At 71.9% G+C, this 18,366-nt stretch carries 13 protein-coding genes; 1 reads left to right on the top strand and 12 read right to left on the bottom strand.

The annotated features are described in order from the left end of the window. Positions 1-10: 10 nt before the first annotated feature. Genes LQ938_RS03255 through LQ938_RS03245 form a run of 3 tightly spaced genes read right to left on the bottom strand, consistent with a single transcriptional unit; the run spans position 11 to position 2,951 of the window. Entirely contained in the window at positions 11-1,201 is a 1,191-nt protein-coding gene (locus LQ938_RS03255) for a hypothetical protein (protein ID WP_223721741.1), read from the bottom strand. Further along, positions 1,198-1,887: a hypothetical protein gene (locus LQ938_RS03250; RefSeq protein ID WP_223721740.1), complete on the bottom strand. Its 690-nt coding sequence runs from the start codon at positions 1,885-1,887 to the stop codon at positions 1,198-1,200. The genes LQ938_RS03255 and LQ938_RS03250 overlap by 4 nt, the downstream gene beginning before the upstream one ends. After that, positions 1,884-2,951, bottom strand: a complete 1,068-nt coding sequence (locus LQ938_RS03245; RefSeq protein ID WP_223721739.1) for a glycosyltransferase — start codon at positions 2,949-2,951, stop codon at positions 1,884-1,886. The genes LQ938_RS03250 and LQ938_RS03245 overlap by 4 nt, the downstream gene beginning before the upstream one ends. 281 nt (positions 2,952-3,232) lie before the next feature. On the opposite strand from LQ938_RS03245, the gene LQ938_RS03240 reads away from it, so the two are divergent. After that, positions 3,233-4,447 carry a rhamnosyltransferase WsaF family glycosyltransferase gene (locus LQ938_RS03240; RefSeq protein WP_223721738.1) on the top strand — a complete coding sequence of 405 codons (1,215 nt, stop codon included), beginning with the start codon at positions 3,233-3,235 and terminating at the stop codon, positions 4,445-4,447. An 87-nt stretch (positions 4,448-4,534) separates the two neighbouring features. Here LQ938_RS03240 and LQ938_RS03235 read toward each other — a convergent pair whose 3' ends face one another. The 9 genes from LQ938_RS03235 to LQ938_RS03195 are packed head-to-tail and all read right to left on the bottom strand — an operon-like array spanning position 4,535 to position 18,175. Next, positions 4,535-5,698, bottom strand: a complete 1,164-nt coding sequence (locus tag LQ938_RS03235) for a glycosyltransferase family 4 protein (RefSeq protein ID WP_223721737.1) — start codon at positions 5,696-5,698, stop codon at positions 4,535-4,537. Beyond that, a complete protein-coding gene (locus tag LQ938_RS03230; protein ID WP_223721736.1) occupies positions 5,695-6,762 on the bottom strand; it encodes a glycosyltransferase family 2 protein in 1,068 nt (355 codons plus the stop codon). Before LQ938_RS03230 ends, LQ938_RS03235 begins: the two co-directional genes overlap by 4 nt. Beyond that, complete coding sequence (locus LQ938_RS03225; protein WP_223721735.1) at positions 6,759-8,264, bottom strand: lipopolysaccharide biosynthesis protein; 1,506 nt, start codon at positions 8,262-8,264, stop codon at positions 6,759-6,761. The genes LQ938_RS03230 and LQ938_RS03225 overlap by 4 nt, the downstream gene beginning before the upstream one ends. A gap of 39 nt (positions 8,265-8,303) precedes the next feature. Then, positions 8,304-9,452: a DegT/DnrJ/EryC1/StrS family aminotransferase gene (locus LQ938_RS03220; protein WP_223721734.1), complete on the bottom strand. Its 1,149-nt coding sequence runs from the start codon at positions 9,450-9,452 to the stop codon at positions 8,304-8,306. Beyond that, positions 9,449-10,075: a NeuD/PglB/VioB family sugar acetyltransferase gene (locus LQ938_RS03215; protein WP_223721733.1), complete on the bottom strand. Its 627-nt coding sequence runs from the start codon at positions 10,073-10,075 to the stop codon at positions 9,449-9,451. Before LQ938_RS03215 ends, LQ938_RS03220 begins: the two co-directional genes overlap by 4 nt. Then, positions 10,072-11,187, bottom strand: a complete 1,116-nt coding sequence (locus LQ938_RS03210; RefSeq protein WP_223721885.1) for a DegT/DnrJ/EryC1/StrS family aminotransferase — start codon at positions 11,185-11,187, stop codon at positions 10,072-10,074. Before LQ938_RS03210 ends, LQ938_RS03215 begins: the two co-directional genes overlap by 4 nt. 49 nt (positions 11,188-11,236) lie before the next feature. Next, on the bottom strand, positions 11,237-12,268 hold the full coding sequence (locus LQ938_RS03205; RefSeq protein WP_223721732.1) for an NAD-dependent epimerase/dehydratase family protein: 1,032 nt from the start codon (positions 12,266-12,268) through the stop codon (positions 11,237-11,239). Next, complete coding sequence (locus tag LQ938_RS03200) at positions 12,265-13,335, bottom strand: Gfo/Idh/MocA family protein (protein ID WP_223721731.1); 1,071 nt, start codon at positions 13,333-13,335, stop codon at positions 12,265-12,267. Before LQ938_RS03200 ends, LQ938_RS03205 begins: the two co-directional genes overlap by 4 nt. A gap of 52 nt (positions 13,336-13,387) precedes the next feature. After that, positions 13,388-18,175, bottom strand: coding sequence for a DUF4082 domain-containing protein (locus LQ938_RS03195; protein ID WP_223721730.1), 4,788 nt, complete (start codon positions 18,173-18,175; stop codon positions 13,388-13,390). Positions 18,176-18,366: the final 191 nt, after the last annotated feature.

The following is an 18,366-nucleotide window of genomic DNA, read 5'->3' as shown; positions in this document are numbered from 1 at the left end:
ACCGCGTCCATCAGCGGGTCGGCCGCTTTCCGACCAGCGACCGCGCCCGTGCCGCGGAACCGCCGGTGCGACCGTTCCGCGCGGGGCGCGCGTCCGCCCCGCGCGGCCCACCCGCGGATGCCGCCGCCACGGGCGGGTCCGCGTCCGCGCCCGGCTCCGGCTTCGCGTCCGTGTCCGTGTCCGCGCCCGGCTCCGCATCCGTGTCCGGCCCGGCCTCGGGCTCGACGCCCGGTTCCGCATCCGAATCCGCGTCCGCATCCGCATCCCGCTCACCACCACCGCCGTCCGCGGCGGCACTCTCGTCACCCGCGTCGGCGTCCGCCACCGCACCCGTCGGCGACGGCTCGCCGGCCGATTCACCCTCGGCCTCCGCGTGATCCGCGCCGGCCGGCGGCTCCGCGTCGTCGCGCAGCTGCTCCGAGCGGGAGCTCACGGGCTCGACCGGATCGATCGTCGCCAGGGGCCGGCGGACGACGCCGACGGATGCTGCGCCCACCGCAGCTTCACCCGTCGTATCGCCGCCCGTCGTATCGTCGCGCGTCGCGTCATCGCCCGCCCGACCGCCGCCCGCGGCATCCTGCTCGCGCGGGATCGCCCCCGCGCGCGCTCGGCGACGTGCCCGCACGATGCCGTCCAGGACCACCGCGATGCCGAGCGCGAGAAGCAGCACGGCCGCGCCCGCGAGGGCGGTCACCGTGAGACGTGTCTTCTGGATGACCGTGCTCTCGTCGGCCGCCGTCAGCGGGGTGATGACGACCCGCTCGTCCGCGGGGATGCGCTGCTCGTTCTGCAGCTCATCGAGCGTTCGCCCGGTGATTCCGAGCATTGTGTCGAGCACGGCACCGGCGTCGGCATCGCTCGACGCCGTCACCGTGACCACGAGCACCGCTCCCGCAGCCTGATCCCGCCCCACGACGACATCGGCGCCGGGATAGTCCCGGGTGGCCTCCGCGATGTCGTCGGGTCCGATCGCCCGCACCACGACATCGGCGATCTGGTAGAGCCCACCCACGAACAGGTATGGATTGGCGTGCTCGGGGATCGTCGCGAGCCCCGGAAGCAGCAGCTGAGTGCCCGTCCGCTCGTACTCCGGCGGCACCGTCGACCAGAGGAACGACGACACCCCCGCGGCAACGAGCACTCCAGCCAGCAGCACGTACCACCGTCGGCGCAGCGCCCCGATCACATCGGCGAGTTTCATCGAACGACTTCCTTTCCCCCGACGCGTCGTCTCTCCGGGCGCGTCACCCGTATCCGGCGCGCGACCGCGCGCCGATCCCCCCATACCGCCGCCGCGGACCCGATCAGCAGTCCGACGGCGGCCAGCGCGGTGAACCCCAGGATCTGGCCCAGCCGCGACGGTCCCACCTGTTGGATGGCCGTGCTGAGCGGTTCGACATCGACGTCGATTCGAGCGGATGCCGGAATTCCGACCTGCAGCGCGGCGGCGGCCGCGTCGACGGCCTGGATCTTCTCGGCCTGCTGCCGTTCCACCCACGCCCGGTCGGGCGATACCGCGTCGATGATGATCGCCGCGCGGGTGTAGCTCGCCTGCCATTGGCCGCCCGAGTCCGGAACACTCACCCGCACGCCCTGGCGGATCCCCGCGCCGTAGTACGGGGCATCGGATGCGGCGTACGCGGCGGCATCCGATCCGACGCCCACCTGCTGGGAGACGGCGATGGCGAGCGAGATCACGCCGGTCTCGCGAGACCCGTCGGTCTCCCACGGACCGGGATCGGATGCCTCGAACGTGACGGCCGTGCGGGTGACGAAGAGTCCGTCATCGCGGGCGAACAGCATCCCCACACAGGCTGTGACGACGAGGACGCCGACGAGGATGTACCACCGCCGGAGCACGACCACGAGCAACTCCTGGACCGTCACGATGCACCGCCCCGCACGGCGGCCACGAAGTCCTCGGTGCGGTGCCGGGCCAGAACCTCGGCGCGCCCGCGGCGCCCGATCTCGTCTCCGACGTCGGGGTTCTCGCGCAGGTAGTCGATCTTCGCGCGAAGCGCGCCGGCATCGCCGGGCGGCACGTAGAAGCCGGTGCGACCGTCTTCGACGACATCGACCTGGCCCACCGTGCGGGTGACGATCACCGGTCGTCCCATCGCCATCGCCTCGAGGACCACGCTGATCCCCGCGTTGTTCTCGGCCTCGACGAGCGGCACGACGACCGCGTACGCCGCCGCGTACGCGGCCCGGAGCTCGACCGGCGACAGCGGGCCGACCGTCACCCCGGGGGGCGCCGTCAGCAGGTCTTCGGCCGATCGCAGGCGCGTGCGGAATCCGCCGAATGCGCCGATCCGCCCCGCCGCGATCGTCGTGACGATGTCGGAGCCGTCGACCGCCCGGATCAGCGTCGGAAAATCGCGTTGGGTCTCACCGGCCGACATGACCTGCACCCGGGTCGCGTCGAGCGGTGCGAAGAAGTTCTCGTCGACGGGGTGCTCGATGCGCTGCACCTGGTCGGGCCGGAATCCGATGCGGTCGACGCAGACGGCGCCCTGGACGCTGCTCCAGGTGAGCACGCGGTCGACGCCCCGGCGGACCAGCCAAAGCGGGATGCGGACGACGGGCTTGGACACCCAGTCGAGGATCGCGACGTGACGCGGCCGGCGGCGGCGCGGGCGCAGCAGCAGCGCGCCGGCGACGGCGACCGTGAAGCGCTCGGCCCAGGTGAGCACGACGTCGTAGTCCGGGCTCCGCCGCAGCGCCTCGGCGGCGAGGGCCAGCGGCATCGGCACGGCGCGCAGCATCCGCCCTCGCCAGCCGGTGAGTGCGCGGATGTCGGACTCGCCGAGCAGATCGAAGCCGAACGCCTCTTCGACAAGCACGCGGCGCGGAACGGACCCGGCGAGCTCCCGCGCGCGACGCGTGGCCCGTGGCTCGGCGCCGCGCCCTTCCGTCCGCACGTAGAGCACGCGGGGCGAGCGCTCAGTCATGGCGCGCCCCGATCGTGCCGGAACGGCCGACGACGCACCACGGTGCCGCAGTCGCACGCCTCGGGCGCACGAACGCCGGGCACGATGATGAACCGGATGCGGTTCCCCGCCTCATCCGGAGGCGCGAAGGCGCGCCTGAAAATCCCCCAGTTGTCACCGTCGGCCCCCAGCCATTCGGATCGTCCGCTCACTCTATACCTCCCCCGCGGCATGCGATACTCTCCTCGAGCAGGATGGGGACGCACGACCGTGCGCCTGCGCACGCACTCGTGGGGGGATGCATGGGATCTGGGGGACGACGTCTGCTCGCGCGCGTTCGCGGGCGTTCGCCGCGATATCTGGCGCAGTACGCCGCGCTGCGGCTGACCGCCAGACTGCGCGCGCACGAGCTCGAGTTTCCGCTGCTGTCGCAGGATCTCGCGGATTCCGCGAGCCTCCGGCCCCCGGTCGAACGGGAGCGGAACGTCGATCGCGCGCCGGAGGTGGCGTGGCTCGCGGCACCTCCCGGACCGGGTTCGGGCGGACACACGACCCAGTTCCGGATGATGGCGGCGGCGATCGAGGCGGGGCAGAAGACGACTCTCCTCCTTTACGACCGCCACGGCGGCGAATTCGCTCGCAAGGCCGACGTGGTCCGGCGGGCGTGGCCGTGGATGACCGCCGACATCCGGCCCGCGCCCGATCGGATCACGGGCTACGACGCCGTCGTCGCGACCTCGTGGCCGACCGCGCACGTCGCCGCATCCCGGGTCGACGAGGGGCGCCTGCTGTACTTCGTCCAGGACTACGAGCCCTATTTCGTACCGCACGGCGCCGAGTACGCCCTCGCGCAGGACAGCTACCGCTTCGGTTTCCGTCACATCGCCCTGGGCCACATGGTGCAAGATGCGCTGCGAGACGAGGTGGACGCCGCGAGCGACTTCGTGCCCTTCGGCTGCGACACCGATATCTACCGCGCGTTGCCGGCCGCCGGCCCGCGTCGGGGCGTCGTGTTCTACGCGAAACGCAGCAACGACCGCCGCGGCTTCGCGCTCGCCATCCGAACGCTCAGCGCGTTCCACGAGGCGTGCCCCGACGAACCGATCCATATCTACGGTGATGCGGTCGACGATGCGCCGTTCCCGCACGTGGCGCACGGCAACCTCGACCCGACGGCCCTCAACGCGCTCTACAACACCGTGGTCGCGGGCCTCGCCCTCTCGTTCACGAACATCTCGCTGGTGGCCGAGGAACTTCTCGCGGCGGGGGCGATCGCGGTCGTCAACGACTCGCCGCTTCCTCGAGCGGACCTCGGCAACCCGCACGCCGCATGGGCGCGGGCGACCCCCTCCGCCCTCGCCGAAGAGCTCATCACGGCAGTCCGGCGCCCCGACCGCGACGCGCACGCCGCCCGCGTCGCCGCGTCGGTGGTCGGTCGCTCCTGGCGGGAGACGCAACAGGCGACCGCCGCCCTGATCGCGGACGAACTCACCCGCGTCGGTCACCCGCGCGCCTGACCCGCGGGCGCGCAGGGGTCGGCGCGCAGGGGTCGGCGCGCGCAAGAGTCGGCGCGTGGTTCTGCACGCGCGTCGACACTCCGGTGATCAGCGCGCGCGGTTCGCCTCCCGCTCGGGGGCCGCCGCCGATTCGAGCGCGTCCAGGATGCGCCCCGCGACGTGACCCCACGAGGACTCGCGGGCGGCGGCGCGGGCCAGCCGGCCCCGCCGTTCCGCCTCCTGCGGCCGGCAGAGCATCAGCATCGCGCGCAGGATGGCGTCGTCGTCACCGGGTGCGACGGTGATCGCCGCGTCGCCGAGCATCTCCCCCGCGCCGCCCTCGGTGGTCGCGATGACCGGCAGACCCGCGGAGGCCGCCTCGAGGTAGGCGATGCCGAAGGGCTCGAACGTGCTCGGGAGGACGAACGCCGTCGCGCTCCGAAGAACGCCGTCGAGCTCTGCCTGCGCCCGCGGATCCTCGCGGGCGAGGAGTCCGTGGTCGATGACCCCGTCCTCGTCGACGCGCTCGTGCGCCCCGACCAGATGCAACGTCGCCCGGGGAAAGTCCGCACGCACCCGACGGAAGGCACGCAGCACCGCATCCCCGTTCTTGCGGCGCCAATCGACCCCGATGAACAGGAACGTGGGCGAAGCCCAGTCCCGCGACGCCTCCCCGCCGTCGTCCCGGGGCCGGTGCCCCATTCCGACGACCGCGATCCGCTCTTCCGGCATCCGGTCGCCGCGCACGAGCGAGCGACCCGCCCAGGCGGTGCTGACACAGGCGACGGTCGCCGCGCGCTGCGACGCACGCTGCACCGCGATCCACCGCGCGACATCGGCCTCGCGGAAGCCGGCCTGGCGGATGTCGGAGTCCGGGTGCGCCCACATCCGACTGAGAGACGCATCGTCGTAGGTGGCGGTCGGCGCCGACGCCTCGAGCCGCCCCAGGCGGAAGCAGTCCGTGCCGACCGCGATGACCGCGTCCACCGGAGGGACCCGGGCGAGCTGGCGCCGGAGCGAACGCTCGCGCAGCCAGACCTTCAGCGGGCTGCGTTCGGCGGCGGTCGGGTTCGGCGTGGTCGCGCGCGCCAGCAGATGGACAGCCGCGCGGACGGGCGCGGGCACGTCGTACCCGATCTCTTCGACCTCGATGCCCCGCGCGCGGAGCGCGGTGACCAGGCCCGCGGGTGTTCCCGACCAGTCTCGCTCGGTCAGCGGCCCCCGGGAGGGGTGCACGAAGGCCACCCGCCGGATCGTGCGTGCGGCGCTCATGTGCCCAGGTACCTCCAGCGTCGCCAGCGCAGTCGACCCGCGACGTTCCGCGCCGCGGATCCGAGCCGGATGCGGATGCGGTCGCCCGCAGCCGACGAGGGGCTCCGCCGGAGCGCGAGCTCGCGCACCCCGGACAGGCGGTGCGCGCCGTCCCAGGTCGCGAGCGCGAAGGCCAGGCACCGGTCGATCTCGGCGCCCGGGAGGGGCGCCGGTTCGCTCAGCCGGTCGCACGCCCACCCGATCGCCTCCGCGGCGAGCCGCTTCTGCATCGTGCGGCGAAGGCGTGCGACGCGCGCAGCGGGCAGCGACGAGCGGTCAAGGAACGACTCGTAGGCGGCGCGGCGCTGCTCGAGATCGGCCAACGGGGTCGCGAACGCCGTGTGCATCATGCTCGCCTCGTGCACCCGCCGGTACGCCTGATCCGGACCGTTGATCCGGGCAACGTGCGCGACGTCGGCCAGTCGCAGCCACATCTCCAGGTCGCCCGAGTGCGGAAGTTCCGGTCGGTACCACCCGGCCTGCCGGTGCGCGGCCGTGCGCACCACGGCCTCCGGGCTGTAGATGATGCTGAGCCCGCGACGGAACTGCCGGTCGATCCACTCCGGACCCGTCCACGCGGTCCACGTCGTGATGCTCGACGGCGTCGGGTCGGGCTCCCCCTCGAAGTTCTGCGGATGACCGTAGACGAGGCCGATCCGCGGATCGGACTCCATCACCCGCACCGCGCGCCCGAGGGCACCGGGCGCGAGCAGGTCATCCGCCGACAGCAGCACGACATACGTCGTCTCGGCGCTCGACAGACCCTCGTTGTACGTGCCGATGTGTCCGACGTTCGCGGTGTGCACGACGACCTCGATCCGATCGTCGCGTGCCGCGAGCGCACGCGCGACCGACGCGCTGTCGTCGGTCGAGGCGTCGTCGATGATGAGCACGCGCGGTGAGACACCGGTCTGACCCAGGATGCTGTCGACGCACGCGGGCAGATAGTGCCCGTAGTTGTAGCAGGGCACGACGACGAGAACCGTGGGCTGCGTCTCCGCGGCGGGCAGGAGTCCGACTCTCATTCGGGCACCTCCGTCGGCATCCGGGAACCACGTCCGAAGCGCGAGAGCAGCAGCGATCTCGCGTCGGCGAGCGCAGCGGGAACCAGGATCCGCGCCATCAGGAGGTGCGCGAGCACGACCAGCGGGCCGACCGCCAGCAGCACGACGAACGCCGGCGCACCGAGCACACCATCGAGGACCGCGGCCGCGAGGGCGCCCACGGCAATCGAGACGGCGACGCCGAGGAGCGGGCGGATGCTGAGACCCACGACCCGCCGTACGGGCAGCTCGAGCAGCGCGGCGACGAGGAACCACCGGACGACGGTCGCGACGGCGGAGGTCGCCACGAACCCCCACGCGACGGCGTCGAGCCCGTACCGCACGACGACGAGGGTGACGGCCAGTTGCACGGTCTCGATGACCACCGCGTAGACGAGCCACCGGCCGGGTTTGCCGAGCCCGTAGAACAGGCCGTGGTCGAGGGTGGCCGAGAGCCCCACGATGCCGGCCAACGCCAGGGCGACGGCGGGGAGGATGCTCGCGGTCCACTGCGGACCGAACAGCAGCGGCACGAGGATCGGGGCGAGCACGGCGACGCAGGCGAGGGCCGGGGCCATCACCATGAACGACAGCGCGAGAGAACGGCCGTACCCTGCGGCGAGCCGGCCGCTGTCGCCGCGAACGCGCGCGAACACCACGGTCGACACGGGCGCGATCGCCGAGCCCATCAGATCCCGCACCGTGAACACCAGGCGCTGCGCGATCCCGAACTGGCCGAGCGCGGCAACCCCCAGGACACGGGTCACGGCGGCGTTCTCTGCCCAGAGCCGTGCCATCGCCGCGAAGTCGACGCCGACGACTTTCGAACCGAATCCCATGATCTCGGGGAGGAGCTTCCGGTCGGGCCATCCGCGCGGCCACCACCGCGCCGTGCTCCATACGAGGAGCAGAGTCATCCCCTGGGAGACGAGGATCTGCGCGATCAGCGCCCACACACCGAACCCGCTGAACGCGAGAACGAGGGCGCAGACCTGGCCGATGACCGCCGCCGCCGCGCCCTGGATCGACAGCGCACGGAAGCGCATCCCGCGGCGCATGAGCGCGGTCGGCGTGGCCGCGAGCGCCACCATCGCCACCGCGGGGGCGACGGCCATGATCACCGCGGCCGCATCCGGAGTCCCGAGGAACCCGGCGATGGGTACCGCGGCGACGATCAGGACACCGGCGAGCAGCAGCCCGAGCCCGGTCGATGCCCAGAAGGTCGTCGTCGTGGTGCGCGGCGTGAGGGTCGTGGCCTGCACGACGTACGTCGTGAACCCGAGGTCGGCGAAGAGGTAGACCATCGAGAGCACCGTCATCGCGATCGCCACGAGACCGAACTCGCCGGGGGTCAGCAACCGCGCCAGGATGGCGACGGTCACGAACCCGCTCAGCCGGGTCACCCAGTTCTGCAGGGTGAGCCAGACAGCGCCGGCCGACGCGCGGGACGCGAGAGGCGCGCTCGCCTCGCGTTCGATCACCACGTGCTCACCCCCGGGCGCCCGCGGCGACGGTGCGGCCGCTCAGCGGGCCCGGACGGCATCCCGCACACCCTCCGCGACTCGGTGCTGCTGCGCGGCGGTCAGGTGCGGGAACATCGGCAGCGACAGGATGCGGTCGGCGGCGGCTTCGGCGACCGGGAACTGCCCGCGGCGGTACCCGAGGTCGGCGTACGCCGCCGTGAGGTGCACGGGCGTCGGGTAGTGGATCCCCGCCCCGATCCCGGCGGCGCCGAGCTCGGCGAGGACGCGGTCGCGCTCGTCCACCCGGATCACATACAGGTGCCAGACGTCGTCGTTGCCCGGGCGAGAGACCGGCAGCCGGACGCCCGGAACATCCGCGAGCAGCTCGGCGTACCGGTCCGCCGCGGATCGGCGCGCGCCGTTCCAGCCGTCGAGTCGCCGGAGCTTTGCGCGCAGCACGGTCGCCTGCACGGCGTCGAGGCGCGCGTTCATCCCGACCCGATCGTGCACGTACTTCACCGAGCTGCCGTGCGCACCGAGCGTGCGGACGCGGGCGGCGAGCGCGGGGTCGTCGGTGAGGACCGCCCCCGCGTCGCCCGCGGCGCCGAGGTTCTTTCCCGGGTAGAAGCTGGTCGCGGCCACGTGGCCGAGCGAGCCCGCCGGCCCGCTCGGACCCGACGCTCCCTGCGCTTGCGCGGCGTCTTCGACGACGAACAGGTCGTGACGGCGGGCGAGCGCCGAGATCAGTCCCATCGGGGCGGTCTGTCCGAACAGGTGCACGGGCGCGATCGCGCGGGTGCGCGATGTGATCGCCGACTCGATCATGGCCGGGTCGATCAGCAGCGAGGTGTCGTCGATGTCGACGAACACCGGCACCGCGCCGAGACGGGATGCGGCCTCCGCGGTGGCGATGAACGTGTTGGCCGGCATGATGATCTCATCTCCCGGGCCGATCCCGAGCGCCCGGTAGGCGAGTTCCAGAGCGTCGGTGCCGTTCGAGACGCCCACGACGTGCGCGACGCCGATGTAGTCCGCGTACTCGCGTTCGAAGGCGTCCACGTCCGCGCCGCCGATGAACGCGGCGGTCCGCAGCTGGCGTTCCCAGCCTCGCAGCACCTCGTCGGCGACCTCGGCCTGCTGCGCGGCGAGGTCGAGGAACGGCACCGCCTCCGCATCCGTCTTCGGTGCGGCTGTCGTCACCGTGCTCATCGCTTCTCCTCCGTCCGGCGGGCGGGCACGCCCACCCAGGTCTCTCCGGGGGGCACCTCGTGCAGCACGGCCGCACCCATGCCGATCACCGCGTCCGCGCCGATCGATACGTCCGGTCGCACCGAACTCTGCATGCCGAGGTACGCGCCTTCGCCGATCGCGACGCGGCCGCCGAGGGCGACGCCGGCGGCCAGCGTGGCGTAGTCGGCCACGGTGTCGTCGTGCGTGATGACGGCGTTCGGCATGATGACGACGTGCCGGCCGACGCGGGCGTGCGCCGTGATGACCACGCCGTCGAGCACGATCGTGCCCGCGCCGATGGCGCTCGAGGAACCGATGCGGGCGGACCGGGCGACGAACGTCTCGTACCGCGCGTCGTCGACGCCCGCGGCGCGCAGGCGCCGCACCACCGACCGCCGGGCCGCGCTCGGGCCGATGCACACCAGCAGCCGGTCGCGTCGCTCGGCGGCGAGGGCCACCGGGCCGAGCACGGGTACCCCGTCGATCTCCGTCTCGTGCAGACGCTGATCGTCGTCGAGGATCCCGGTGATCCCGACCATTCCGGCCGCGACGACTTCGCGCGCGAGTCCGCTCGCCCCCACGAGCAGCACGCCGGAGGTCACGGGCGCGCCCCGCGCAGCACGTCGATGACGCGGGCCAGTTCGGCATCCGTCATCGCGTGATAGATCGGCAGGATGAGGGTGCCATCCGTGATGCGGTCGGTGACCGGGAGCCCCGCCGCCGGCACCAGATGCCGGTAGGGCGGCTGCCGGTGCGCAGCCATGATGCCGCGTCGGGCGGAGATGCCACCCTCCGCGAGAGCGGCGAGGAGGCCGTCGCGATCGAGCGGATAGTCGTCGCCGACCTCGACCCAGAAGGACTGCGCGTTGCCGGTGCCGTGCGCGGGGTCCCGCACCGGACGGAGCCCGGGCACGTCCGCGAGCGCCTCCCGGTAGATCTCGGCGATCTCCCGGCGTCGGCGCACGATCTCGGGCAGCTTTCGGAGCTGCACGATGCCGACGGCCGCCTGCAGGTCGGTCATCCGGAAGTTGTAGCCGACCTCCCCGTAGTGCTCCGCCGGCGGCAGCACCGACTCGTGACGGTCGGTCGCCGACACGCTCATCGCGTGTTCGCGGAGGCGTCGCGCGCGTGCCGCCCATTCCGCGCGGGGGGTGGTCAGCATCCCGCCCTCACCCGTGGTGAGCACCTTGCGCGGGTGGAACGACCAGGCGGTGAGTTCGGCGCGGTGGCCGACGGGTCGCCCGCGGTACTGCGACCCGGCGCCGCACGCGGCGTCTTCGATGACCACGATGCCGCGGGCGTCGGTGACGGCGCGCACATCGTCGAGGTCGACCGGGACTCCCCCCTGGTCGACCGCGATCACCGCGGTCGTGCGTTCGGTCAGCGCGCGGCGCACGGTCTCACCCGTCACGTTGCCGGTCATCGCGTCGACGTCGGCGAACACGGGGTTCGCCCCGACGTACCGCACGGCGTTCGTGGTCGCGATGAACGAGAGCGACGGGATGACGACGTCATCGCCCGCGCCGACGCCCGCGACGATCAGCGCGAGGTGCAGCGCGCTGGTGCAGTTCGTGGTGGCGACCGCGTGCGGCACCTCCATCGCGAGGGCGAACTGGCGTTCGAACTCGGCGACCCGCGGCCCCTGGGCGACCCATCCGCTCGCGATCACCTCCGCGACCGCGTCGATCTCCTCCTGGCCGAGCCACGGGACCATCACGTTGATCCGCGGCGGAGCCTCGTCGACGATCGCCGTCTGCGTGCGCTCAGCCACGACCGGCCCCCGCTCCGACGGCCCAGTTGCGCTCGGCGACCTGGGACAGCATCTCGGCCGGGCTCGATTCGCTCGCCCGCATGTGCGCGAGAAGGTCGCGCACCCCCTCGTCGAACGGCACGCGCGGCGCGAAGTCGGTGAGCCGGCCGAGCAGCGAGGATTCGGCGAGCAGGCGACGAACGTCTCCCGGGCGCGGATCGAGGCGCAGCACCGCGAGGTCTTCGCGCCCGGCGGCCGCGCGCACGATGTCGGCGAGCCGATTGATCGTGACGTCGCTGCCCGAACCCACGTTGACCGTGAGACCGATCGACTCGTCGGACTCGGCGAGGGCGATGATGGCGCGCGCCGTGTCGGTGACGTGGGTGAAGTCGCGCGACTGTTTCCCGTCGCCGTAGACGATCGGGGGTTCACCGGCCAGCACACGCACGATGGTGCGCGGCAGGACCTCGCCGCTGTCGCCCTCGAAGTGGCTCCGCGGACCGTAGGCGTTGAACGGTCGCACGACCGTCACCGGAAATCCGTGGGTGCGGAACGCCGCGCGGGCGTACGCCTCACCGGCGAGTTTCGCGCCGCCGTAGACGGTCTCCGGGAAGGTCGGATGCCCCTCATCCATCGGCGCGTACTGCGCGGATCCGTAGACCTCGCTCGAGCTGACGTGCACGAAGCGTCCGACGCCGCGGTGGCGCGCGAGTTCGAGCAGATCGAGGGTCATCGTGGCGTTCACGTCATGGTTCTCGCGCGGATCGTGCAGGCTGTGCCGCACGCCGAGGCAGGCGAGGTGGAAGACCACGTCCGCGCCGGCGACGGCGCGCGCCATCGCCACCTGGTCGCGGGCGTCGTGCTCCGCGAGGTGCACGCGCGGGTCCCGGAGAGCACTCGCGAGATTCGCGCGCGAACCGGTCGCGAAGTTGTCGACGACGCGCACTTCCGCGACGTCGGTGTCGAGCAGGGCGTCGACGAGGTGGCTGCCGATGAATCCGGCGCCCCCGGTCACGAGCACCACGGCACCGCTCAGCCGGGTCATGCCGCCACTCCTTCGACCGCACGCGCGGCGGAGAACACCGGGGTCGGCACGCCGCCCGCGGCGACGCTCTCCGCCGCGGCCCCGAGGATCGAGAGCACCCGGAGCCCCGCGGCTCCGCTCGTGCGCGCGGGGCGCCGCTCGCGGATCGCTGCGGCGAACTCGGCCACGACCCCGCCGAGCGCTTCGCGTTCGGGCAGCGCCGGGGCCCACGTGTCACCCAGCCGGTACGAGATGTTCGCGGCGCGGGTGTCGACGCCGGTGACCTTCGAGACGCTGTCGATGTCGACGCCCCGGTCGTAGACGCTCAGGCGCTGCTGCGGGTTGAGGTCGTCCCACACCAGGGTGCGCTTCGTGCCCCCGATCACCATCTGGCGGATCTTGGTCGGGCTCAGCCAGTTGACGTGCACGTGCGCCATGGCGCCCGAACTCAGCGGCAGAGCCAGGTAGCCGACGCAGGATTTGCCGGTGCGGAGCGGGTCGGAGCCGTGCGCAGCGACGGATGCGGCGTCGAGGCCGCCGGGCAGCACGAAGTCCATGATCGACAGATCGTGCGGGGCGAGGTCCCAGAAGACGTCGACGTCGGGCTGGATGAGTCCGAGATTGATGCGCACGCTGTCGACGAACAGGATGTCGCCGAGCGCGCCGTCGGCGATGAGCTCTTTCATCTTCAGCACCGCGGGTGTGTAGCAGTAGGTGTGGTCGGCCATCAGGACGAGACCGTTCGCTTCGGCGGCCCGCACCATCTCCTCACCGCGTTCGCGGGTGTCGGCGAGCGGCTTCTCGACCATCACGTGCTTCCCCGCGGCGAGCGCAGCGAGCGCGATCGGATGGTGCGTGCGCGCGGGTGTCGCGATCGCGATCGCGTCGATCAGCGGATCGCGCAGCACCGCCTGCAGATCCGTTGTCACCGGCACTCCGCCGACGGCGTCGGCGACGCGACGGGCGCGATCGATGTCGACGTCGCAGATCGACGCGAGGTTCCAGTCCGCGCCGGCGCGGAAGTTCCGCGCCAGATTCGGCCCCCAGTACCCTGCGCCGATGACGGCGACGTTCAGTCGTCTGTTCATGTTCTCCCCCGGTGTCCCCACTGTGTTCCCCCCAGTAACGCGGCTGCGCCGCTCATCGTCGGGGGACGTTTGCGGCGTCCCCCGAGTCGGTCCCGAACGAGATCTCGGCGTCGACGAAATAGCTCGACGACCTCCACGATCCGGTCGGGAATCCTCCGCCATCCCGGTACAGGAAGCGGCCGTTCTCGCCCGCGGGCGCCACGATGCGCCCGTTCGTGCGGGGAGAGACGAAGTAGTCGTTCGCGATCGCGAAGCGCCCGTCGGTGGCGAGGTACGACGCGGTGTAGGTGTCCCCGGGCACCACGTCGACCGGCGCGGCGAGCTCCACCCGTTGCCAGCCGGATCCGGTCTCTCCGGAAGACTCCTGCTGGGCGAGCACCCGGCCATCCGCCGACCACAGCGTCACCCGGTGGGTGCCGACGCTCTGCGGCGTCGCGAAGAAGCGGAGCGCCGTGACGGTGCCCGACTCGGTGACCTGGAAGGCCGTGCCGAGCTCCACCGGGTCGCCGTCGTTCGTGGCGGTTGCGGCGGGATCCGCGGTGCCGAAGAGCGTGTCGGTCGTGCCGGCGCCCGCGGCCGCCGTCGTGCGGAAGGTCCACGAGTCGAGCGCTGATCCGTCGATCGTGACCTGCGCGGTGTAGAGCGTGTCGACGGCGAGTTCGGTGAACGGCGCGAACGTGAACGTGTGGTCGGGCGTCGAGGTCACCGCGCCGCCGACGGCGCCACCGGGTCCGGTGAGGGTCATCGACAGGCTCTGCCCCACCGGGAGCCGGTCGACGCGCGCCGATACGGATGCGTCGATGGCGACGTCGGTGGCATCGCGGGCGGGCGTGACGGCCTGCACCTGCGGCACGGGTGCGGCGGCGTCGGAATCCACCACGAACTCCACGTCGACGAAGTAGTTCGTCGAGTTCCACGAGGCGACCGGACGCAGCCCGCCCGGACCGTACCGGTAGACGCCGTTCTCGGGAGCCTCGGTCGTCAGGGGGCCGCTCGTAATGGGGGCGGTGAGCGCGGCGCCGGTGTTCGCATAGTGTCCCTGCGGCGCGTAGTACGACACGGTGTACGACGTGCCCGCCGTGATCTCGACCGGTTGGTCGAGCACGGCCCGCTGCCAGCCGGAGGGCGTTTCGGCGCGGAATGTGACCTGGGCCAGACGCTCCCCGCCGGGACCCCAGAGCGAGCCCGTGTGGGTTCCGCCGTTGCCGGGTCCTTTGTAGAAGCGGATGGCGCGCACCTCGCCCGGAACCGAACTCCGGAAGGAGAGCCCCAGCTCGACCGGAGAGGAGTCGGAGTCGGCGACCACCGAAGGCAACGCGTTGCCGAAGATCGTCGTGCGCGGCGTGGCCGTCTGCTCGACCGTGAACGACCAGGAGACGTCGGCGCCCGCGCGCCCGTCGGGGCCGACGAGTCCGGTGAGCGCCGCCGAGACGACCGCGCCGGCGGGCAGATCCGCCGCGGGCGCGAAGGTCAGCGTCCGCCCGTCATCCGACCTCGCCCAGGTTCCAGACACGGGCGCGCCGGCGGCGGTGACCGCACCGGCGAAGCCGGGCGAGACCGCGGCGCTGAACGACGCCGACAGGGTCGTGTCGGCCGGTGCGTCCGCGGCTCCGGCGGAGGGCGTCGTGCCAATGAGGTCGAGGGCGACCGCATCCGGAACGAATGTCACATCGACCGCGTAGTCCGTCGACGAGGCGTTCGCGGGGAAGCCGTCGGCGTACGTGTAGGCGCCACCGAGGGCCGGCACGGTCAGCGGACCCCGCGTGTAGCCCGCACCGAAGACGTCGGGCGAGACCGGGTAGGCGCCGGCGGGTGCGAGGTACGCCGCGACGTACGTCTCCCCCGGCACGACGGCGGCCGGCTGGTCGAGCGCGACGTGCTGCCACCCCGACGAGGATTCATTCACCGAGGTGCCCGACCCGAGCACGGATCCGTCGGCACGGTAGAGCGTCACCCAGTGCGGGGCGGTGTTCCCGCTCCCCCGGAAGAACGAGACGGTGGTCACGGTGCCGGGCGCAGCCACCGTGAACCGCACGCCGAGGGTCACGAGCGACGTGTCCGCGTTCGTGGCGAACTGGGGGCGGCTGCTCTCCGGGAAGAGCGTGCACGGGCACACCCCTTCGGGCAGGTCGGCCGCCTGCGTCGTGAACGACCAGGCGGCGTTCGGCTCGAGCGCGACGCCGGCGGGGTCGGATGCGGACGGCGTCACCGTGTAGCGGGTCGACGGCGCGTAGCCGCCGGTCGGCGCGAACCGCACGGTGCGACTCGCTGCGTCGTACGACACGGACCCCGGCAGCTCTGCCCCGGACGGATCGGTGACCGACACCGCGACGGTGGCCGGGTCGGCGGCGCGCGTGAACACCGCGTTCACCGGCGCATCGAGCGCCACGCTCGACGAATCCGCCTGCGGTGTGCGCGACGCGATCCGCAGCGGCGAGGAGTCGGTGGCCTCGAACACGGCATCCACGAAGTAGTTGGAGCCGCGCCACGCCGAGGTGGGCAGCGTGCCCGCCCGGCCCGAGACACCGGGGGTGCCGGGGCCCGTCGCGGGAGCGAGCGGGGCCGACGCGCGGGCACGATACGGCCAGTAGGTCGTGGCGATCGCGTAGCCGCCGGCCGGTGCCGTGTACGACACCGTGTACTCGGACCCGGCCGTCACCGGCACCGGCACCGACAGCGGGGCCGTCTGCCATCCGGTGGCCGTCTCGTTCGCGAAGACGACGGATGCGACGCGGTTTCCGGCGGCGTCCCATAGCGTGCCTGTGTGCACGCCGGTGTTGCCGGGCCCCTTGTAGAAGCGGATCGCCGAGAGGTATCCGTCGGAGGACGGAGTGATCCGCATCCCGAGTTCGACGGGTTCCGGGTCGTCTGCCGACGCGATCGCTGGCACGGTGTCGCCGAAGACCGTGGCCGGGCCCGAGACCGAGACCTCGCGGGAGATTCCCACGCGCGAGAAGTTCGCGGAGTCATCGATCGCCCGTGCGGTGATGACGGCGGTCCCGCTGCCCTGCGGGAGATAGTCGTACGACCAGTTCGTCGTGCCGGTGGCCGGATGCCAGCTCGCGCCGCCGTCGGTGGAGACCTCGACGCCCGCCACCGAACCGCCGACGTCCGATGCCGTTCCGGTGACCGTGACGGTGCGTCCGTGGGTGAGCTGCTGCCCCGCCGTGGGCGACGTGATCGTCGTCGTCGGCGGTGTCTCGTCGTCGCTCTCCTCCGCGCGCGTCAGCTCGGGCATGAGCGAACCGGGCTGCACGCCCATGTCGGCGAACAGGTTGACCTGGGCCTGCTGCATCCGCGGATCGGCGGGAGGCTGCTGGCCGTCGTGCTGGCTGTCGAGCCCCCAGGACCACTGGATGCTGGCGGACGAGAAGACCAGCGCGTCGCTGTCTGCCCGGTAGAGCGTCACGTGGTGCATCGTCGTGCCGTCCACGAGCACGTTGCCGTAATCGGTCAGGTACTGCGGGGTCGGCCCGACCGTGGTCGACAGGCGGATGAGGCCCGCCGGGCGGAAGCCGTTGTCGACGTCCTCGTTCGATTCGTAACCGACGGTCTGCGCGGTGAGCTCCGCCGCTTCGCCGGGATCGAGGTCCGACAGCCCGGTGTCCCGCCAGAGCCGGTAGTCGCCCTCGGTCGCGTCGACCGTGACCGGCAGGTAGACGTCGTTGACCATGTACATCGTGCCGGTGACCGAGTTCTCGGGCGAGTGCCCGCCCTGCGCGGCATCCGCGAACCGGGGGTCGCGCCAAGTGCCCGTCCACTCCGGAGTCGGGTCGATCTTCTTGTCGGCCCAGGTCTCTTTGTACGACACGAGCGTGCGCCGATCGGTGAGCGAGCCGTCGGCGGAGGGCTCGTAGCGGGTGCGCCAGTAGCCCTCGTTGCCGGTGAGGAACTGCATGTTCACGCCCGCATCCCGGGCCGCTTCGATGTTCGCGCGCTGCGCGCCCGACCAGTACTCGTCGTGCCCGACCGACATGAACACTTTGTGGTTCAGCAGCTCGGAGCCGCGTCGATCGGTGTCAAGTCCCGCGATGTAGCTCACGTCGTAGCCGTTGCGTTCGAGGAACCGCACGGTCGCGTACTCGGAGCTGAAGTAGAAGTCCCGCTGCGTGTACCCCTGCCGGGTCGCGAACGGACGGTTGTAGCTGATCTTGTACGCCCGGCCGTTCGCGGCGCCCTGGTAGAAGTCCGAGCCGCCGTACGAGTTGTACGCGTGCCAGGTCGGGTCGGAGGTCTGGAAGAGGACGTCGGACGTGTTGCCGTCGTTGCGGACGATGAAGGTGATGTGGCTGGCGCCGGCGGTGTCATCGCGCTGCAGGCGCGCGACGTAGACGCCCGACACGGCCGTCGCGGGAACCGCCCACGACGCCGAGACGTCCCACGTGCCGCAGTCGTACAGCTCGGTGGCGACGTCGGAGATGCACTCGTTCGTCTGCGATCCGAGACGCGTCGGAGTCACCGAATCGATGTGGCGGGCGCCGAGGCCCTGGTACCACCCGGTGCGGTAGACGTCGATCGTGTAGCCGGGGGCATCCGTGTCGATCTTGAAGTCGATCCGCTGCCCCGCGTTGACGCTGATGTCGGTCGCAAATCCCTGGATCGTCGGGTCGCCGGCGCCCTCGATGTCCCAGACATCGGGAGAGGTGCCCTCCTGCTCGTTCTCGCACACGATCGCGTTCACCGTCGGACCGCACGGGCTGGACGCCACCGCACGATCGGCCGGCTGCACGGCGACCAGCGCGGTGCCGAGCACGGCGGCGAAGGCGATGGCGGCGATGATCCGCCGCACGCGCGATGATGAGCGCTCCGTCGACGCGGCAGCGATCCCCGATGTCCCCATGCTCTTCCCCAGACGCACGCACCCCGAGCAAGCGGTGCGAGCCATAAAACCGGATGCGGCGAAACGATCCCACTCGTTGCCGTGCGCGGCGTCCCCAAGACGCGTTGCTTCCGGTGTCCCCGCGGCAACTATATCGATCGTGGGCGCCGACGCAACCCGAAGCGGCGAGTATTCGTCACGCGCGGGCCGTC

The sequence above is a fragment of the Microbacterium sp. cx-55 genome (assembly GCF_021117345.1).
Taxonomy (GTDB): domain Bacteria; phylum Actinomycetota; class Actinomycetes; order Actinomycetales; family Microbacteriaceae; genus Microbacterium.
Note: the sequence above shows the minus strand (reverse complement) of the source record. Positions and strands in the feature narration are given on the sequence as shown.